The sequence below is a fragment of the Geomonas ferrireducens genome (assembly GCF_004917065.1).
GTDB lineage: Bacteria > Desulfobacterota > Desulfuromonadia > Geobacterales > Geobacteraceae > Geomonas > Geomonas ferrireducens.
The window spans coordinates 424,978-443,534 of record NZ_SSYA01000001.1; the positions used below are offsets into that span (position 1 = coordinate 424,978).

The following is an 18,557-nucleotide window of genomic DNA, read 5'->3' on the forward strand; positions in this document are numbered from 1 at the left end:
CGACGTCCCTGCCGTGGTGCCTGCCGGACTAGGCTCCTGCCACGGGCTGCTGCTGGGCGTCACTCCCCTTTCCCGCTGCGGCACCCTTGGCAGCGGGAGCGGCCGCCTGCGCGTTCAGCGTGGCGTGGGCAGCGGCCAGGCGCGCGATGGGCACCCGGAACGGCGAGCAGGAGACGTAGTCGAGCCCGACCGAGTCGCAGAAGATGACCGAGGCGGGGTCGCCGCCATGTTCGCCGCAGATGCCGAGCTTGATTTTAGGGCGCGTCAAGCGTCCCTTCTCGCAACCCATGCGCACCAGCGCGCCTACGCCGTTTTGGTCGAGGGTGACGAACGGGTCGTCCTCGAGGATGCCGTTCTCCACGTAGAAGGGGAGGAACTTGCCGGCGTCGTCGCGGGAAAGGCCGAAGGTGGTCTGGGTCAGGTCGTTGGTACCGAAGGAGAAGAAGTCAGCCTCGGTTGCGATGCTGTCCGCGGTGATGGCGGCGCGCGGCAGCTCGATCATGGTCCCGATCAGGTAGTCGACCTTGACGCCGTAGCGCTTCTGCACGTCCTCGCAGACGGCAACCGCGTTGGCGCGCATGATGGAGAGTTCCTTCGTCACCGCGACGAGCGGGATCATGATCTCGGGTACGATCTGGAACCCTTCGTCCTTCACCAGCTCGCAGGCCGCCTCCATGATCGCCTGCACCTGCATGTCGTAGATCTCGGGGAAGGTGACCCCGAGGCGGCAGCCGCGGTGGCCGAGCATCGGGTTGAACTCGTGCAGGAACTCGACCTTGTGCTTCAGGGTCTGCGCCGACACGCCCATGGTAGCGGAGAGCGCGTCGATGTCCTTGTCCTCCTGGGGGAGAAACTCGTGCAGCGGCGGGTCGAGGAGGCGGATGGTGACCGGGAGCCCCTTCATCTCGCGGAAAAGCCCCTTGAAGTCACCCTTCTGCATCGGGAGGATCTTGGCGAGCGCCTTCTTCCTCCCCTCGAGGTCGGCGGAAAGGATCATCTCGCGCACCGCGGCGATGCGGTCCGCCTCGAAGAACATATGCTCGGTACGGCAAAGGCCGATACCTTCGGCGCCGAAGTCGCGTGCGGTCTTCGCGTCGTGCGGGGTGTCGGCGTTCGCGCGCACCTTCATCCTGCGGAACTTGTCCACCCAGGCCATGACCGTGGCGAAGTCGCCCCCGACCCCGGCCGCGACCATGGGAACCGAACCCTTCATCACCTCGCCGGTGGAGCCGTCCAGGGTGATCACGTCACCCTTCTTGATGACGGTGCCGTCCTTCGCGACGAACTGGCCGGCGTGGTAGTCGACCTTGATGTCGCCGCAGCCGGCGACGCAGCACTTGCCCATGCCGCGGGCGACCACCGCCGCGTGCGAGGTCATGCCGCCGCGGGCGGTGAGGATACCCTGCGCCGCGTGCATGCCGTGGATGTCCTCGGGGGAGGTCTCGACGCGCACCAGGATCACCTTGTGACCGAGCTTCGCCGCGCTCTCCGCCTCGTCGGCGGTGAAGACCACCTCACCGGCGGCAGCACCCGGGGAGGCCGGGAGCCCCTTGGCGATCACCTTCTTCTCGGCTTTGGGGTCGAGGGAGGGGTGCAGGAGCTGGTCGAGCTGGGAGGGGGCCACGCGCAGCACGGCGGTCTTCTCGTCGATGAGCCCCTCTGCCACCATGTCCACCGCGATCTTGATGGCGGCCTTCGCCGTCCTCTTGCCGCTTCTGCACTGCAGCATGTAGAGGATCCCCTTCTCGATGGTGAACTCGATGTCCTGCATGTCCTTGTAGTGACGCTCCAGGATGTCGCGGATCTGCACGAGCTGCTGGTAGCACTCGGGGAGCACCTCCTCCATGGAGGGGAGGTCGCCCGGCTTGTACTTGGCGCGGTTGATCGGCTGCGGGGTGCGGATGCCGGCAACGACATCCTCGCCCTGCGCATTCACCAGATACTCGCCGTAGAAGTAGTTCTCACCGGTGGAGGGGTCGCGGGTGAAGGCGACGCCAGTTGCGCAGTCATCCCCCATGTTGCCGAAGACCATGGACTGCACGTTGACCGCGGTCCCCCACTCGGCGGGGATGTTGTTCAGTTTCCGGTAGGTGATGGCGCGCTGGTTCATCCAGGAGCCGAACACGGCGCCGATGGCGCCCCAGAGCTGCTCCTTCGGGTCCTCGGGGAAGTCCACACCAAGGGTCGCCTTGATCTTTGCCTTGAACTCGGAGACGAGCTCCTTCCAGTCGGCCGCGGCAAGCTCGGTGTCGAGGTGCACGCCGCGCGCATCCTTCTTGCGCTCGAGAAGGTGCTCAAGCTCGTCCTTGTGCATCCCCATGACGACGTCGGAGTACATCTGCACGAAACGGCGGTAGGCGTCATAGGCGAAACGCTCGTCGCCGGACTGGGCGATGATCCCCTGCACCGTGGTGTCGTTCAACCCCAGGTTCAGGATGGTGTCCATCATCCCCGGCATGGAAGCGCGGGCGCCGGAGCGGACCGAGACGAGGAGCGGGTTCTTGGCGTCACCGAACTTCTTGCCCATGAGAGCTTCCACACGAGCGAGGTTCGCCTCGACCTCGGCGGCGAGCGGGGCCGGGTACTGCTGGTTGTTCTTGTAGTACTCGGTGCAGACCTCCGTGGTGATGGTGAAGCCCGCCGGGACGGGGAGACCGATTGCGGTCATCTCGGCCAGGTTCGCCCCCTTGCCCCCCAGGAGCTCTTTCATTTTGGCGTTGCCGTCAGCCTTGCCCGCGCCGAAGAAGTAAACGTACTGCGTTCCCATGTGCACCCTCCTTACAGTTTGTTAATTAATTTGGAGCTTAAAGTATACACATAAACCGAAAAAGGCAACAGCCGCCGGGAGTTCCACCCGGACGGCTGTTTACGTGAGCGTCAGATATTCGTGTTATCGCTGCGGCGCCCTTCCCGAGGTTTTGGCATCCCGGTTCCGGCTGTCGCAGTCTCATCATGCCGATAACCTCGCGAAGTCGGCGAGGCGACCGAAGAGCCTTGCGATCGAGGTGAGCAGGGCCAGGCGGTTTTGCCGCACCCGCTCGTCCTCGGCCATGACCATCACCTTGTCGAAGAAGAGGTCCACGGCGGGTTTCAAGGTGGCGATCTCGGTGAGGGCGGAGAGGTAGTCGGCGCGCTCCACGGCGGCCTCCACCTTCCCTTTCACCGCCTGCTGCGCCTGGAAGAGACCGCCTTCGGCATCCTCCTGGAAGAGTGCTGCGTCCACCGGGGTGTCCACCCCCTCCTTCACGATGTTGCAGACGCGCTTGAAGGCGACGGCGAGCGCGCTGAAGTCCTCGCGCTTTCTGAAGCCCGCAAGGGCCTCGATCTTGGCGGCCGCCTCGACCAGGTCGTCGAAGGAGACCGAGACCACCGCCTCCACCACATCGGAGGGGTAGCGGTCCGCCATGAGGTTCACGAAACGGCCGCGGAAGAACTCCAGCACGTCGCGGTAGACGTCCTCGACCGGGCGGGTCGCCTTCGCGGCGAGGAGGTCCAGGGAAGCACGGATCAGGCCGGAGAGCGGCTCGCGGTACTGCTTCTCCAGGATGATGTTGATGATCCCGAGCGCGGAGCGGCGCAGCGCGTAGGGGTCGGCGGAGCCGGTCGGGATGAGACCGACGCTGAAACAGCCGCAGATGGTGTCGACCTTGTCGGCGAGCGAAACGAAGGCGCCGATGTCTGAGGCGGGAAGCTCGCCTCCGGCCTGGGTCGGGAGATAGTGCTCGGCGATGGCGTTGGCTACCGCCGCGTCCTCGCCGTCATGCAGGGCGTACTCGCGCCCCATGATCCCCTGCACCTCGGGAAACTCACCGACCATGCCGGAGACGAGGTCCGCCTTGCAAAGCGTGGCGGCGCGGGCTGCCTTGTCGGCAACGGCGGGGTTGTGACGTCCAGCGAGCCCCTTGGCCAGCTCGCGGAAACGCTCCATCTTCTCGTAGGAGGTGCCGAGCTTCGCCTGGTACACGACGCTTTTGAGCGACTCCACGCGGGACTCGAGTTTAACCTTGTGGTCCTCGTCGAAGAAGAAGCGGGCGTCGGAAAGACGGGCGCGAAGCACGCGCTCGTTCCCTTTGACCACCACGGAGGGATCCTCGGTGAGGGTGTTGTTGATGGTGATGAAGCCGGGCAGGAGTTTCCCCTGGTCGTCGACCAGCGAGAAGTAGCGCTGGTGCTCGCGCATCGAGGTGATGAGCACCTCGCGCGGCACGACGAGGAAGTCCGGCGAGAAGGTGCCGTGCACCGCGGAGGGGTACTCGACCAGGAAGGCGACCTGCTCGAGGAGCGCCTCGTCGGCGAGGACGTTCCCCTTCGCCTGGCGCGCCACGCGCTCGATCTCCTGGCGGATGATCGCCTTTCTCTTCTCGGGGTCCGGGATCACGAAGTGGCGCTCGCACTCCTCGAGGTAGCTCGCGAGGTCGCGCACCGGGAAGGTGGTGTTGGCCATGAAGCGGTGCCCGCGCGAGGCGCTGCCGCTTTCGATGTTGCCGAAGGAGAAGGGAACGACGACGCCGTCGAAGAGCGCCACGATCCAGTGGATCGGACGGGCGAAGCGGACGTCGAAATCGGCCCAGCGCATCGATTTCTTGAACGGGATGGCGCCGATCATGCGCGGGAGCATCTCGGGGAGGAGCTCGGCGGTGTCGCGCCCCACCTCGCTTTTCACCGCGGCGAGGTACTCACCCTTAGCTGTCATGACCACCTTGAGGTCGGCGACGTCCATACCCTGTCCTCGGGCGAAGCCCTGGGCCGCCTTGGTCGGGTTGCCGTCGGCGTCGTAGGCGGCGCTTTTCGCCGGCCCCATCGCGGTCAGCTCGGCGTCGGGCTGGCGCTCGGCCATCCCCTTCACCGCGAGCACCAGGCGGCGCGGGGTACCAAGCGTCACGATCTCGCCGTACTCGATGCGGGCCGTTTCCAGCTCGCGTTTCATGAGGGCTTCCATGTCGGCCATCGCCTTGGGGACGAAGCCGGCGGGAACCTCCTCGCATCCTATCTCGAGGAACAGATCCTTTGCCATTAGCGACCTCCTTTAAGGAGCGGGAAGCCGAGCCGCTCGCGCATCTGCAGGTAACCTTCGGCGCAAAGACGCGCGACGTTCCTCACCTTGCCGATGTAGGAGGCGCGCTCGGTGACCGAGATGGCGCCGCGGGCGTCCAGGAGGTTGAAGGTGTGGGAACACTTCATGACGTAGTCGTAGGCCGGTAGCACGAGCCCCTTATCGACCAGGCGGATGCACTCCTTCTCGTACATCTTGAACAGGGAGAGGAGCATGTCGACGTCGGCCTCTTCGAAGTTGTAGGTGGAGAACTCCACCTCGCTTTCGTGGTGGATGTCGCCGTACTTGACCCCCTTGACCCACTCGAGGTCGTAGACGTTGTCCACCCCCTGCAGGTACATGGCGATCCTCTCGCAGCCGTAGGTGATCTCGGAGGAGACCGGTTTCAGGTCGATGCCGCCTGCCTGCTGGAAGTAGGTGAACTGGGTAATCTCCATGCCGTCCAGCCAGACCTCCCAGCCAAGGCCCCAGGCACCCAGGGTCGGCGATTCCCAGTCGTCCTCGACGAAGCGGATGTCGTGCTTGTTCGGGTCGATGCCGAAGGCGCGCAGGGAGTCGAGGTAGAGGTCCAGGATATTCATGGGGGAGGGCTTCATGATCACCTGGAATTGGTAGTAGTGCTGCAGGCGGTTCGGGTTCTCGCCGTAGCGCCCGTCGGTGGGACGCCTGGAGGGCTCCACGTAAGCCACCTTCCACGGTTCGGGTCCGAGCACGCGCAGGAAGGTAGCGGGGTTGAAGGTGCCCGCCCCCTTCTCGGTATCATAGGGTTGCTGGATTACGCACCCCTGCCCTGCCCAATACCCCTGCAGGGAGAGGATCAGATCCTGAAATGTCAACACGCCGCCTCCGATCTAAACAATATTTTCAAGTGGTGCAGCTTTTGGCAGAAAAAAGTTTACTGTATCCAAACAGTTAGGCTCGCCAGATTACAACAGCGGCAAGCGCCCTGTCAAGGAATATCACCGGGAAAAGGGCGGAAAACCGGGCTGCGGCAAACGTGCGACGGGGGGCGGGGAAAGGGAGCCGGAAAAAAACCGGTGAATTCTTCTGTTTACCGGTCACCCCTTTACGGTAAACTCATCGGGGGGGATCTTCACGTGAGAGACAGCGATACCATCGTCATAGTCGGCTCGGGTTCCACCGCGTTCGCCGCGGCGCTCAGGGCGAAGGAGCACGGGGTCAAATCGATCATGATCGAGCAGAGCATCCTCGGGGGTACCTGCATAAATTGGGGGTGCATCCCCTCGAAGACCCTGATCCACTGCGCCCTGTTCCGGCACGAGGCGCAGCTTGGCGAGCGGCTCGGCCTCGGCGTGCACCGGGACGGCGTGGAGTACCAGATCCTCGACGGACACAAGTTCGCCGTGGTGCAAAGGCTTCGGGAAGAGAAGTACCTCGACGTTTTGCAGCGGCTGCCCGAGCTCTCCCTGGTGAAGGGAAAGGCCGTTTTCACCGCCCCGGGAACCATCCAGGTGGGAGACCAGGTCATCGAAAGCGACCGCATCCTCATCGCCACCGGGGGGCACCCGCGCGTCCCGAAGATCCCCGGCCTCGAGAAGACCCCGTATCTCACCAGCAAGAGTGCCCTGTTGCTGAAATCGCTCCCGGAGAGCCTCACCATCGTCGGAGGCGGCGTGATCGCCCTGGAGCTTGGGCAGATGTTCCTGCGCCTGGGCGTTCCGGTCACCATCCTGGAGCACGGCTCCCGGGTCCTGCCGGCCGTCGAGGCAGAGCCTGCGCTTGCCCTGCAAAAGGCCCTTGAGAACGAGGGGATGCAGGTGGTGGTCGGTGCCGCGGTCTGCTCGACGGCAAGGGACGGCGACGGGGTGAGGGTGGAGGTGCTCGTCGACGGGGAGCCGCGCGAGTTCCGCTCGCAGCAGCTCTTGATCGCGGTCGGGACCGCCCCCGCCACCGAGGGGATCGGCTTGGAGCAGGCTGGGGTGGAACTGGACGCGCGCGGCTTCATCAAGGTGGACCGCGAGATGCGCACCACCGCCCCAGGCGTCTGGGCCGCCGGCGACGTGACCGGCGGGATGCAGATCGCCACGGTCGGGGCCCGCGAGGGGATCGCCGCCGTCGAAAACATGCTGCAGGCCGGCTGCCACTGCGCCCTCGACTACGAAAGCCTCCCGATGGCCATCTTCACCGACCCGGAAGTCGCCATGGTCGGTCACGGCGAGGAGTCCGCGAAAAAGGCGGGCTTCGACGTCGAATGCCAGACCATCCCCGCCTCGGCAATCCCCAAGGCCCACGTCACCGGTTCGCTCGACGGCGCCGTCAAGATCGTCGCCGACCGCGCGACCGACCGCATCCTAGGCGTCCACCTCTGCCTGCACCGCGGCGCCGACATCATCAACGAGGCTGCGCTCGCCATACGCTGCCGCATGACCGTCGCCGAGCTCGCCGACACCCTGCACGTCTACCCTTCGATGGGGGAAGGTTTGCGCCTCTGCGCCCAGGCCTTCAAGAGGGACTTGAGCCAGCTCTCCTGCTGCGCCGAATGACCGCTTCCTGCGCTTTTTTCCTACATTAGATTAGAATTGACAAGTAATTCATGAAGGCATACCATGCAGCGCGAACGACCTCAGGTCGGAACTGCATCTGCGCGGATATGCGCGTGTTATGAGCGAGGGGAAGCACCGATGGCGGCTGAAATTCTGTTCGTGGACGACAACAAATTGATCCTGCAGGCATCCGTAGATCTCTTCAAGTCGAAGGGTATCGACCTCCTCACCGCCGGCAACGCGGAGGAGGCGCTGGAGCTGTTCCGGCACCACGAGATCGCGGTGGTGGTATCGGACAACCAAATGCCCGGGATGTCGGGGCTCGATTTTCTCACCGAGCTGCGCCACGTCTCACCGGATACCGTGAAGGTGCTCATCTCCTCCTACGTCGACCTCGCCACCGCCCTCGCCGCCATCAACAACTCCGAGGTGTACCGCTACCTTTTAAAGCCCTGGAAGGAGCAGGAGATCCTGGACGTGGTGCAGGAGGGACTCAGGCGCTTCCGCACCGTGCGCTCCATGCGGCGCGAGGACGAGGCAGTGCTCCGTTCCCTCGCCCAGACCATCGAGCTCAAGGACCCGAGCACCAAGGGGCACTGCGACCGGGTCGCCGTGTACGCCCTCTTAATCGCCGATGCCATGGGACTTTCCAAGGAGACCCAGCGACAGATCAAATACGGCAGCTGGCTGCACGACTGCGGCAAGATCGGCGTCTCCGAGGTGATCCTGAACGGCAGCGGCAGCCTGAACGCCGCCGAGTTCGCCACCATGAAGATGCACACCGACTGGGGCGCCGACCTGGCTGACAAGGCGAGGCTCTCCGAGGCAGCCCGCAACATCATCCGCCACCACCACGAGAAATACGACGGCACCGGCTACCCCCTGGGGCTCGCCGGCGAGGCGATTCCGCTCGAGGCGCGCATCGTCTCGGTCGCCGACGTCTACGACGCCCTCACCATGGACCGTTCCTACCGCAAGCGCTACCCCCTCGCCAAGGCGCGCGAGATGGTAGCCGCCATGAGCGGCGAGGCGCTCGATCCGGCGGTCGTGGAGGTCTTCCTCACCGTGGTGCCGGAAGGCTCCCTTCCCACCTCCGAGGATCTGCAGGGGGAGATCCCGCTTCTCACCAGAAAGGGCGTCTCTTTAAGCCTCAAGAGCGCCCACGCCTAAGCGCCCCCACCCACGCGGGGAAACCACCGGCGCACCACGAAGGCCCGGTCGCCCGCGCTTCCCTCCGGGAAACGGTCCGCGGGCCTGCGCGTCTTCATGATCCCCTTCAAGAGTTCCAGCTTCGGCGTCATCATGACGCCGCTTTGCTTCCCGCCGCACCCCATCCTGCTCTCGATCACCGAATCTTCATCGAGCACGATCATCACGTGCCCCTTCCACACCAAAAGGTCGAGCGGTTCGAGCTTTCTCGCGATCGCCTCAGCGGAAAGCCCCGCCACCGCAACCGCATTGCCGTAGGAGGTGAGCGTCGAGGTGTTGCGCGGCGTGAAGCCGTCGGTCGCCTCGTACAAAAGCCCCGAGCAGTCCACCCCGGAGAGCGGGTCCCCCTGCGGGTAATACTTCCTTAAAAGCGGCACGCCGTCCTTCACGTTGCCGCCCCAGACGTACGGCTTCCCCATCGCGGAGAGGAGCCGTTTCTGGATCTCTTCCAGCGCCGGAAGACGGCGGCTGCGCTCCGTGACGGGACAGCTCGCCTGCTTCACGAAGCGCTCGTCCACGAAGAGCCCGGTCTTCGAGGGGTACGGGTAGTCGTTGGTGGTGACGCGCAGGACTTTCACACCGGAGCGCGTAAGCTCGCCGTGCACGGTGAAGAGGGTTCCCGGCAGGGCGATGAACTCGACGGGACGCACGCCGCGGCAGGGGTCGAGACGGGCAGTACCGCCGAAGCTACCTGCGAAGTCGGGGGTGTTCAGAACAGGGGCATAAGAGAGGGCAACGACGTGTCGCTCGGCCGCCCCGGCGTGCCCGGGGACGGTGACGGCGAAAGTCGCCACGAGGGTGAGGATGACGAGAAAGAAAGGCTTCATGACGCACCTCGGCAAAATGCTGCGGCACGCGGCCGGCAGCCGGTGGTACGCGGCACGCGCCGCGCGGCGTAAAGGGGAAAAGAGCGGGATTTCAGCGGGCGAAGGCCTCGGCAAGGGGGAGCAGGCGCGGCTTTTTCTCCCTCAAAAGCGGCAGCGCGAGCCTGATCCCCTTCGGCTCGTTGCCGTTGCCGTGCACGAGGACGAAGCTGCCGCGGCGCGGCTCCTCACCCTTGGCGAGCCAGGCGTCGGCACCTATCGGCACCAGGGAGAGCTCGCCCAGGCGCTCCATGACGGCGCGGTCCGAAACGAGGCCGGGAAAACGGAAGAAGGGGGACGGGACGAGATCCCGGGCGAGGAGGAGTTCCTCAACGTGAAGCACCTCGGCGGTCAGGTCCGTGCCGGGGGCAAGGAGGAAGTTTTCGGCCAGCGGCGCCTTGGCGTCGTAGTGGTGGTGCCAGGAATGGTTCACCCAGGTGACGGCGAGCCGCCCCGCCGCGACCTCCCCTTTCAGGTAGGCGACCTCTTCCGGGTGGCTTGCAAGCCACAGCCCCGAGACCATGACCGCGACCGGGACCGGGACCGGTGCCCCCTTCCCAAGCGCCTCCGCCGCCTCGAAAAGCTCGCGCTCGAAGGGACGCTTCGAGGGGCAAAGGTCGACGGTGAGAAACAGGCCGTCCGCGCCGCTCTCGGCGCGCGTGGCGCCGCCGTTTTGCAGCCGGTAGGGGGGAGCGGTGTAACGGTACACCGTCCGGCCAAGCCGCGTGCGCCGAAAGGAGTCGGCCGGGGCGTCCTTGACGGGAAAAAGCTGGGCGGCCGGAAGGTCGTAGCTTGCGAAGCTCTCCGCATCGACCGCGAGCCGGTGCTCCATGCCGTCCTTCTTGAAGCCCCGAACGGCCCAGAGCGCACGCCCGGCGCGGTCGGTGACCGCTTCGCGCATCACGCGGTAGCCGGTGATTTCCGAGGCGGTCGCGCAGGCGGCGGCGAGCATCATGAGCGTAAAGCAAAGCGCCGCTACACGTAGCGGCGCAAAACGGCTTGATGTTGTCTTGCGGGTCGACATGGGGCTAGGCCAGCACGGAGCGGAGCGCGGCGTCGATCTTTTCGACGTCGACGCGGGTGTTGAAGCAAGGTCCGAAGGGGCGGTCGTTCAGCACCCCGATCACGGGAAGGGGGTAGCAGTCCTTGATGCCGGAGGTGAGGTCGCGCTCGCAGGCGACGGCGAGTACTAACTTCGGGCGCTTCTCGATGATCACCTTGCGTGCGAGCGTGCCGCCGGTCGCCACCGAGATATCCACCTGGTAGCGCTGCGCCAGGTCGGCAAGCCCCATGATGTCGCAGCGGCCGCAGCGCATGCACTTGTTGATCTCGCCGGTCACCTTGATCTCGCACTCGGCAAGCTGCAGGCAATGCGGCAGCAGGATGAGGATCCGGTCCGGCTTCACCTTGAGGCGCTGCGAGATGACCAGCGAGTTGTTCATCGCCACGAAGGACTGCCTTATGGTGTCCTTGGAGATGCCGCAGAGCTTCCCCATCTGCTCGATGAGCGGGAGGAGGAACTTGATCACCACGCCGCGCATGAACTTCGTGCCGAGGATGTCCTTGCCGAACGCGGTGGTGAGCACGAGAAGCGCCGTACCGAGCACCGCGATACCGGAGAGGACGGCGAACACCATGCCGACGATACGGGGGAGATCCGGATGGATGTTGGCAAGCCCCATGGTGGGGATGTACCACCCGAGGTAGATGAGTCCCACCACGAGCAGGCACGTCACTCCCATGAGGGCGACGAAGAGCCGCTTCTGGGGCGGCTTCTGATAGGTTCCTTTAGACGCCAACGGCGGCATCCTTTCTACCTAGGGCAAGGCCGGGCTGCACCTTGTAGCCGGCCAGGAAGTCGCCGGCGGCCATCCTCTTTTTCCCCTCGAGCTGCAGCTCGCTGATCAGGAGGCTTCCCTCGCCGCAGGCCACCTCGATACCGTCGCGCGAGGCGGCGAGCACGGTGCCGGGAACGCCGGTTCCGGCCGCGGTCTGCACCTTGTACACCTTGAGGAGCTTGTCGTCCAGGTAGCTGAACGCGCCGGGCCACGGCGTCATGCCGCGCACCTGGTTCTTGATGTCGCGGGCGCTTTTCTGCCAGTCGATCAGCCCGTCCTCTTTTTTCATGATCGGGGCGTAGCAGGTGAGGGAGTCGTCCTGCTTCTCCGGAACGAGTTCGCCCGCGACCAGGCGGTCCAGGGTCTCGGCCAAAAGCTCCGCGCCGAGCTTGGACATCCGGTCGTGCAGGCTCTGGGTGTCCTCGTCCGGGTCGATGGGGGTGGCGCTTTTCAGGAGCATGTCGCCCGTGTCGAGCCCCACGTCCATCATCATGGTGGTGACACCGGTCTCGCTCTCGCCGTTTATGATGCACCAGTTAAGCGGCGCGGCGCCGCGGTAGCGCGGCAGAAGCGAGGCGTGCACGTTGATGCAGCCGTATTTCGGGATGTCGAGGAGCGCCTTCGGAAGGATCTGCCCAAACGCGATCACCACGATGAGGTCAGGCTCGAGGGCGCGGATCTCTTCGATCGACTCGGGAAGGCGCACCTTCACCGGCTGCAGGACCTTGATGCCGTGCTCCTCGGCTAACACCTTCACCGGAGGGGGGAGGGTCTGCTGGCCGCGCCCCTTAGGACGGTCCGGCTGGGTGACCACAGCCACCACGTTCTCACCGCGGTCGATGAGGGTGCGCAGGGTCGGGCAGGCGAATTCGGGGGTTCCCATGAAGATGATGCGCAAACCGGTCATCAATGCTGCTCCTTTGCTTCCTCCAGGGCGCGCTGGTAGCGCTTCCTGAAGATCCCCTTCTTGAGCGGGGAGAGGTGGTCTATGAAGAGGACGCCGTCCAGGTGGTCGATCTCGTGCTGGAAGGCGATGGCGAGGAGATCATCGGCGCGGATCACCACTTCCTCCCCCTCCAGGTTGAGCATCTTCACCACGACGCGGGCATGGCGGCGCACGTTGGCGGAGAACTTCGGCACCGAGAGGCACCCCTCCTCCTCGAACGCCTCACCCTCGGCGTGGATGATCTCGGGGTTGATGGCGACGATCAGCTCGGGCTTTTCGTCCTTGCCCGAGACGTCTATGACGACGATGCGCTGGTGCACGCCGATCTGCGGCGCGGCGAGCCCCACGCCCGGGGCGTCGTACATGGTCTCGGCCATGTCGCGCACGAGCTCGCGGGTCTTGTCGGTGATCACGGTGACCGGCAGGGAGCGCTGCTTCAGCTCCGGGTCCGGATAGGTCAGTATTCTTCGTACCATAAGTCCTTCCTTTGGCTTTGGGCTATCCGGGTCAATATACTAAAGTTGTCGAGAAAAAATCAACGAGATACTCATGAGGGAGGGAAGCCCGTCCCGCGTCAAATTACCGTCACAAAAGGGGCGAAAGTCAAAAAAACCTCCGTCAAAAGCGGGGCGGCCGGAAGGCGCAACCAAGTGATACCTGTCAGTTACGGCAGGGGAACGCCTCTTGCTTGTCCCGATCCCGATGCAGCTTTGGAACCACGGAGGGAGCATGACGCACGAAACGATCACCATTTTAAAGAGCTTTGCGGAGGCGGGAACGACCGCCGCCCCGGTGGCACTCCTGGCCGCAGCCGCCGCCCTGCCGCACCTGCTCACCATGGGACACGCCACGGCGCCGGTCCGCGTACCGGCAAGGCGTGCGCGCCGCATCTGGGGGCGCGAGGACGGCTTCACGACCTCCTCACCCCGCAGCTAGCGCCCGCTACCGCTCCCGCACCAGCTTCTCGCCCAGAAGACGCGCCCTTATGAGGGCGCGCTTCCCCGCCCCCTGGCGCTCCTGCCGCGCCGCGAAACCGACGAAAACAGTCCCCACGCAACGAGCCCCCAAAAGATCCGCGCTTTGCCTGAGCGTCTTCAGCACCGGGGTGAAAAGGCGCGCCATGAAGGCGGGGGCCGCACTGGAGGCGACGAGAACGGCGCGCCGCGGCCTTTCCTGCGAGCGTGTCTTCGGGGCCGGCGTCCCCCAGGGCCAGTAGGCGTAGCAGACGAGCCGCTCCACGAAGCGCTTCGTAACGGCGGTCACCGAGCCGAAATTGGTGGGGGAGGCAAGGACTAACGCCTGGCACCCCTCCACCAGGTCGAGCACCCGGGACATCTCGTCGGCTATCGGGCAGATGCCGCGCGCCATCCCGGGCTCTTGGGTGCAGAGGCGGCAGTTGGTGCAGAATTCCACGTGGGTGTCGAGGAGGTAGAGCTTCTCTGCGCTCCCCCCCGCAGCGACCGCCCCGGCGAGCACCTCGTCCACCACCTGGTCGATGACGCCCCCCCTCACGTAGCTCCCAACGATCGCGACGACCTTCACCGCGCCATCCATGAAGCCCCCTTCCCCGCCGGCCGCCGGCTCCTACCCCCTCTCGCCACTGGCCTCGGCCTCGGCGCGCGCCTTGCGCTCGAGCCGCCTCCTGCGGCGTCCCCCGAGGAAAGACTCCTCGATCACGATGGCGACGAACAAAACGACAAAAAGGGCGAAGATCACGCCCAGGATCTTGAACAGCATGGTCATCCTTCCTGCTCCTTCACTGCTTGCTTGCCCGGGGAGCCCCGGACCGGCGGCTAATATACCGATCCGGCACGCCCTGTCAAGGCAAACCCTCTAGCCGTTGCCGGTGAGTTTCTTCCATCCGCTGCCGGCAAGCTCCAGCACCCCATCCATGGTGCGCCGGTAGAACTTGCGCACCGGGATCCGGTTCACGAGGATCTCCTCCCCGGCGCGCTCGAGGCTCACCGGATCACCGGTCTTCAGTTGCACGATCTCCGCGTAGTGCTCGCCTGCGACACCGAAGAGGAAGGAGTAGCGCTTCCCTTCCGCGAAACAGGAGACGATGATGATGATCCCCTCCGGCTCGCCGTTTTTGAAATTGAAGCGGGTGGTGGCGGCAACGAAGCGCGCGGCTACCGGGGTGCCGTTAACGAGCTCGTTCACGGTGAGGTTCTTGGGCTTCATGCGCCCGAGGGGAGGAAGCCCCCACGGGGCGAGCTCGGGACGGGGGCGCTGCCGGTAGTGCGAGGTCTTCTCCAAAAGGGTCACCACGTTGTTGTTGATCGGGCCGCCGATGGAGTGGGCGAGCCCCGCCTGGAAGCGCCCCTGCGTGATGAGTCGGTGGTTCTCGACGATCTGGATCATCCCGGTGGCGCCGAGCGGATGGCCGCGCCCCTTGAGCCCTCCCGTCACGTTGGTGGGGAAAGCCCCATTTTCCCCGGTGAGCTCGTCGTCCAGTAGCCCGTCAAGGATGCGGCGCCGGTGCACGAAGCCTAGGTCGACCATGTTGATCGGGCCGAAGCCGTTGAAGGGGTCGTGCATGTTGACGTGGATCTTGCCGGCAAAGTCGGTGATCTTTCTTATCCCGGCCATGGCGTACGCCTCGGCAGCTGCGCGCACCGAGGCGGGGAAGCTGTGGAAGTAGGGGCGGTCCGCGATGGTGGGGATGTCGGTGGCGCTCCCGACGCCGGAGACGATCACCTCGTGCGGCGTGGCCGACAAAAGGACCGCGGCGACCCCGTCGGACATGGGGCAGAAGTCGTGGTAGCGAAGCGGCCACCAGTAGCGGTAGTTCTTCCCGGTGACGATCTGGCGGTAGTAATCCTCGAGCGGGATCTCGAAGTTCAGGTGCGCTTCCGGGTTCTTCGCGGCGAAGCGATGCGCCCTTTGCGTTAAAAGCGCCGAGAAGGCGGTCCACTCCTCGGTGGAGAGCTTCAGCCGCTCGATGAGGGAGCGCGCGACCAGGGCGCCGCAGGCGGGCATGGAGAGGCCGAACTCAGCCTCGTCGCGGTCGATGACCCCGGCCACGATGCGGGTCGCCTGCCCGGTGGGGACGTCGCTCATCTTCTGGATCCCGATAGCGAGGACGTGGTCGCAGCGCCCCGAGGCGATCTGCAGGTAGGCGTACTCGAGCGCCGAGGCTCCCGACGAAGAGGCGGTGTCGATCAGCACCGACTTCGCCCCGGAGATGCCGAGCACCCCGGCGATTTTGGCCGCGGTGTTGTCCACCCCGGAGAAGGCGACCGGGTTCTGGCAGCCGACCACGACCGCGCCGACGTCGCTGCGACGGATGCGGCTCCCGGCGAAGACCTCGCCCGCCTTTTCCGCCATCTGCAGGAAGGTGAGCGCCTCGCGCTCGCGACCGTTGTAGCGCCCCACCGGGGCCATGTACGAGGAGGCGACGTAGACCTCCCTGGGCTTGAAATGCTGCGTCACGTATCCCTCCCGCGGACGAAAAGTCGGCGGCCGATTAACCTTGCCAGCGCCCGCTCACTCTGCTATGTAGTTAAAACGCTGTCACAACATACCATTCAAGGTGGTTTCCATGGTAGAGAAAATTAAGAATGTTGTTGTATTTGTCAAGGACATCAAGGCCGCACGCCGCTTTTATCGCGAGCAGTTGGGGCTCCCCGCCGGTCAGGAGACCGAGTACATGATGGAGTTCCTCCCCGGCGAGGGTACCGCGCTCGGCGTCTCGCTCGCCATGCACGACGCGGCGATAAAGCTCGTCGGACGCCACACCGGCATCACCTTGACCGTGAAGGGGCTCGAGGAACTCTACGCGAAGCTCGTGCGCGAAGGGGTGCGCTTCACCGAGCCCCTGGAGAAGAGCCAGTGGGGCAAAATGGCGGTTGTCGCCGACCCGGACGGCAACGAGTTCGCCCTGGTGGAGATGTGAGACACCTTTTGCTGGGAGCCTTGCTTCTGGCCCTTACCGCCGGTGCCGCGGCGGGCGCCCCGCCGGCGCCGCGCCCCTACAGCGGCAGCGGTGTCCTCATGGTGCAGGACGCCCCGGGGCGTGAGCCGGGAACGGTCCCGCTCTACCGCGAGCCGGGCGTGGAGCGGCTCACCGAGCTGCCCCCCTTTTCCCTGCCCCACCTTAGCGGAGCAGCTGACAGTGCGCTCGTCGCGGTGTACGAGAGGCGGCGCGGCTGGTCCCGGGTCGCCCTGGACGATGCGGGGCGCCAGGGGTGGGTGCAGGACGACCGGAGCTGGCGCTACCTCGCCTGGCGCGAGTTCCTGCCGGGACGTAGCGTACGCGTGCTCCCCGGCATGAAGAAGGAGTGGTACCAGGTGAAAAGCGCCCCGGGTGCTGCGGGGAGCGCGGCGGGAGCCGTCGCCCGCGACCAGCGCGTGCGCATCCTCGAGGTGGAGGACGCCTGGGCGCGGCTTGAGAGCCCGGCAGGCTGGATGCGCTGGCGCGACCCGGACGGCAGGCTCACCGTGGCGACTGAACTTGCCCGGTAGAAAGAAAAAACGTTGACTTTGACATTTTCGCATGATATCAGAGGCGTCATGTATACTAACAGCGTTACATCACGTGGCATCGTCCACGCAGCAGCAGCGGCCAGAAACTTCCAGAGCCGCCACTGCTGATTAGAAAACAAAAGATTTCTACTAAAGGCCGTGGGGGACCCCCACGGCCTTTTTTTATACAAAATCCGCACGAACAACGGCTGCATACATACCATCAGGGGGAAAGAGATGCGCAACGAAATAGTTACTCCCGGCGCGGGAGAACTTACCTACGAAATCCGAAACATCGTCACCGTGGCCGAGAAGGTGCAGCGCTTCGGCGTGAAGATCAACTGGGAGAACATCGGTGACCCCATCGTCAAGGGTGAGAAGATCCCGCTCTGGATGAAGGAGATCGTGGCGGCAGAGGCGATGAACGACGACAGCTACGCCTACTGCCCGACGCGCGGCGTCCTCGAGACCCGCGAGTTCATCTGCAGCATCACCAACAGCCGCGGCGGCGCGCAGATCACCCCGGACGACATCATCTTCTTCAACGGTCTCGGCGACGCCATCGCCAAGGTGTACGGGAACTTGAGGGCGGAGAGCCGCGTGCTCATGCCCTCCCCCACCTACACGACCCACTCCATCGGCGAGGCGGCCCACGCGAACGCCGTCCCGGTCTGCTACCGCCTGAAACCCGAGGACAACTGGTACCCCGACATGGAGGACCTCGAGTGCCACGTGAAGTACAACCCGCAGATCTCGGGCATCATGCTCATCAACCCGGACAACCCGACCGGGATGGTGTACCCCCCCGAGGTGCTCAAGCAGATCGTGGCGATCGCCAAGAAGTACGACCTGTTCCTTATCGCGGACGAGGTGTACGGCAACATCGTCTACAACGGCGAGCACACCGTTCCCATCTCGGACGTGATCGGCGAGGTCCCGGCCATCGCCATGAAGGGGATCTCCAAGGAGCTGCCGTGGCCCGGATCGCGCTGCGGCTGGATCGAGGTCTACAACGGCGAGCGCGACCCGCGCTTCAAGAAGTTCGTCAACTCGATCCTCTCCACCAAGATGAACGAGGTCTGCTCCACGACGCTGCCGCAGCGCTGCCTCCCCGCCGTGATGAAGCACCCGGAGTACCACAACTACCTGAAGGAGCGCATCACCCGCTACGAGAAGATGAGCAACATCATGTACGAGGCGCTCGCGAAGGTGCCCGAGCTCTCGGTGAACCGGACGAACGGCGCGTTCTACATGGCGGTCCCCTTCAAGAAGGGGGTGCTGAACGACACCCAGAGCCTCCCCATCGCGAACCCCGAGGTCCGCGCCCTAGTGGAGGGGATCGTGAACCAGCCCGGAGTGGCCCCGGACAAGCGCTTCGTCTACTACATCCTCGCCCACACCGGGATCTGCGTGGTGCCGCTCTCCTCCTTCAACACCGAGCTTCTGGGCTTCCGCGTGACGCTCCTTGAGCGCGACGAGGAGGAGTGCCGCAAGATCTACCGCACCCTCACCGAGAACATCGCCGCCTACCTCGCATCCTAGAGTCACCCCTTCACACGTGAAGGACAAAAAGCCCCGTCCGGACAAGGCGGGGCTTTTTTCATGCAAGTAGACGTCCTCATTGACTTTTGAGCCGCAGTTGTGCTATCTGATTTGCTGTTTGAACGGCATCTCCAA

Annotated in this window: 17 protein-coding genes; 6 read left to right on the plus strand and 11 right to left on the minus strand. The window is 64.8% G+C overall.

What is annotated here, in order from left to right:
* Positions 1 to 28 precede the first annotated feature (28 nt).
* The 3 genes from ppdK to glyQ form a co-directional block, all read right to left on the minus strand.
* Positions 29 to 2,767 carry a pyruvate, phosphate dikinase gene (gene ppdK, locus E8L22_RS01920; RefSeq protein ID WP_136523598.1) on the minus strand — a complete coding sequence of 913 codons (2,739 nt, stop codon included), beginning with the start codon at positions 2,765 to 2,767 and terminating at the stop codon, positions 29 to 31.
* A 183-nt stretch (positions 2,768 to 2,950) separates the two neighbouring features.
* Positions 2,951 to 5,014: a glycine--tRNA ligase subunit beta gene (gene glyS, locus E8L22_RS01925; RefSeq protein WP_136523599.1), complete on the minus strand. Its 2,064-nt coding sequence runs from the start codon at positions 5,012 to 5,014 to the stop codon at positions 2,951 to 2,953.
* Positions 5,014 to 5,889, minus strand: coding sequence for a glycine--tRNA ligase subunit alpha (gene glyQ / locus E8L22_RS01930; protein ID WP_129127418.1), 876 nt, complete (start codon positions 5,887 to 5,889; stop codon positions 5,014 to 5,016). The genes glyS and glyQ overlap by 1 nt, the downstream gene beginning before the upstream one ends.
* A gap of 261 nt (positions 5,890 to 6,150) precedes the next feature.
* On the opposite strand from glyQ, the gene merA reads away from it, so the two are divergent.
* Both merA and E8L22_RS01940 read left to right on the plus strand, forming a co-directional pair.
* Complete coding sequence (gene merA, locus E8L22_RS01935) at positions 6,151 to 7,557, plus strand: mercury(II) reductase (RefSeq protein WP_136523600.1); 1,407 nt, start codon at positions 6,151 to 6,153, stop codon at positions 7,555 to 7,557.
* Positions 7,558 to 7,695: 138 nt separating this feature from the next.
* Positions 7,696 to 8,727 (plus strand): HD-GYP domain-containing protein, encoded by a 1,032-nt coding sequence (locus E8L22_RS01940; protein ID WP_136523601.1) that lies wholly within the window; start codon positions 7,696 to 7,698, stop codon positions 8,725 to 8,727.
* On the opposite strand, the gene E8L22_RS01945 is transcribed toward E8L22_RS01940, so the two are convergent.
* The 5 genes from E8L22_RS01945 to def all read right to left on the minus strand — a co-directional run bounded on the left by E8L22_RS01945 (position 8,724) and on the right by def (position 12,889).
* Entirely contained in the window at positions 8,724 to 9,593 is an 870-nt protein-coding gene (locus E8L22_RS01945; RefSeq protein WP_136523602.1) for an NlpC/P60 family protein, read from the minus strand. The genes E8L22_RS01940 and E8L22_RS01945 overlap by 4 nt on opposite strands.
* A 91-nt stretch (positions 9,594 to 9,684) precedes the next feature.
* The gene (locus E8L22_RS01950) at positions 9,685 to 10,653 is read right to left on the minus strand and encodes a polysaccharide deacetylase family protein (protein WP_136523603.1); all 969 of its coding nucleotides are present in this window, start codon (positions 10,651 to 10,653) and stop codon (positions 9,685 to 9,687) included.
* Positions 10,654 to 10,657: 4 nt separating this feature from the next.
* Entirely contained in the window at positions 10,658 to 11,428 is a 771-nt protein-coding gene (locus E8L22_RS01955) for a DUF116 domain-containing protein (RefSeq protein WP_162604703.1), read from the minus strand.
* Complete coding sequence (gene fmt / locus E8L22_RS01960; protein ID WP_136523604.1) at positions 11,418 to 12,374, minus strand: methionyl-tRNA formyltransferase; 957 nt, start codon at positions 12,372 to 12,374, stop codon at positions 11,418 to 11,420. Before fmt ends, E8L22_RS01955 begins: the two co-directional genes overlap by 11 nt.
* Positions 12,374 to 12,889, minus strand: a complete 516-nt coding sequence (gene def, locus E8L22_RS01965; RefSeq protein ID WP_136523605.1) for a peptide deformylase — start codon at positions 12,887 to 12,889, stop codon at positions 12,374 to 12,376. The genes fmt and def overlap by 1 nt, the downstream gene beginning before the upstream one ends.
* A 253-nt stretch (positions 12,890 to 13,142) precedes the next feature.
* Here def and E8L22_RS01970 point away from each other — a divergent pair, with 253 nt between their 5' ends.
* The gene (locus tag E8L22_RS01970; RefSeq protein ID WP_136523606.1) at positions 13,143 to 13,349 is read left to right on the plus strand and encodes a hypothetical protein; all 207 of its coding nucleotides are present in this window, start codon (positions 13,143 to 13,145) and stop codon (positions 13,347 to 13,349) included.
* A 6-nt stretch (positions 13,350 to 13,355) separates the two neighbouring features.
* Here the strand turns inward: E8L22_RS01970 and E8L22_RS01975 are convergent, their stop codons facing one another.
* The 3 genes from E8L22_RS01975 to E8L22_RS01980 form a co-directional block, all read right to left on the minus strand.
* The gene (locus E8L22_RS01975; protein ID WP_136523607.1) at positions 13,356 to 13,967 is read right to left on the minus strand and encodes a flavodoxin family protein; all 612 of its coding nucleotides are present in this window, start codon (positions 13,965 to 13,967) and stop codon (positions 13,356 to 13,358) included.
* 30 nt (positions 13,968 to 13,997) lie between these two features.
* Positions 13,998 to 14,156 carry a hypothetical protein gene (locus E8L22_RS21350; protein WP_162604746.1) on the minus strand — a complete coding sequence of 53 codons (159 nt, stop codon included), beginning with the start codon at positions 14,154 to 14,156 and terminating at the stop codon, positions 13,998 to 14,000.
* A gap of 90 nt (positions 14,157 to 14,246) precedes the next feature.
* The gene (locus tag E8L22_RS01980; RefSeq protein ID WP_136523608.1) at positions 14,247 to 15,848 is read right to left on the minus strand and encodes a thiolase family protein; all 1,602 of its coding nucleotides are present in this window, start codon (positions 15,846 to 15,848) and stop codon (positions 14,247 to 14,249) included.
* 109 nt (positions 15,849 to 15,957) lie between these two features.
* On the opposite strand from E8L22_RS01980, the gene E8L22_RS01985 reads away from it, so the two are divergent.
* The 3 genes from E8L22_RS01985 (at position 15,958) to E8L22_RS01995 (ending at position 18,422) form a co-directional block, all read left to right on the plus strand.
* Positions 15,958 to 16,311, plus strand: coding sequence for a VOC family protein (locus tag E8L22_RS01985; protein WP_136523609.1), 354 nt, complete (start codon positions 15,958 to 15,960; stop codon positions 16,309 to 16,311).
* A complete protein-coding gene (locus E8L22_RS01990) occupies positions 16,308 to 16,880 on the plus strand; it encodes an SH3 domain-containing protein (protein ID WP_246044515.1) in 573 nt (190 codons plus the stop codon). The genes E8L22_RS01985 and E8L22_RS01990 overlap by 4 nt, the downstream gene beginning before the upstream one ends.
* Before the next feature lie 237 nt (positions 16,881 to 17,117).
* On the plus strand, positions 17,118 to 18,422 hold the full coding sequence (locus E8L22_RS01995) for a pyridoxal phosphate-dependent aminotransferase (RefSeq protein WP_136523610.1): 1,305 nt from the start codon (positions 17,118 to 17,120) through the stop codon (positions 18,420 to 18,422).
* The last annotated feature ends 135 nt before the right edge of the window (positions 18,423 to 18,557 follow it).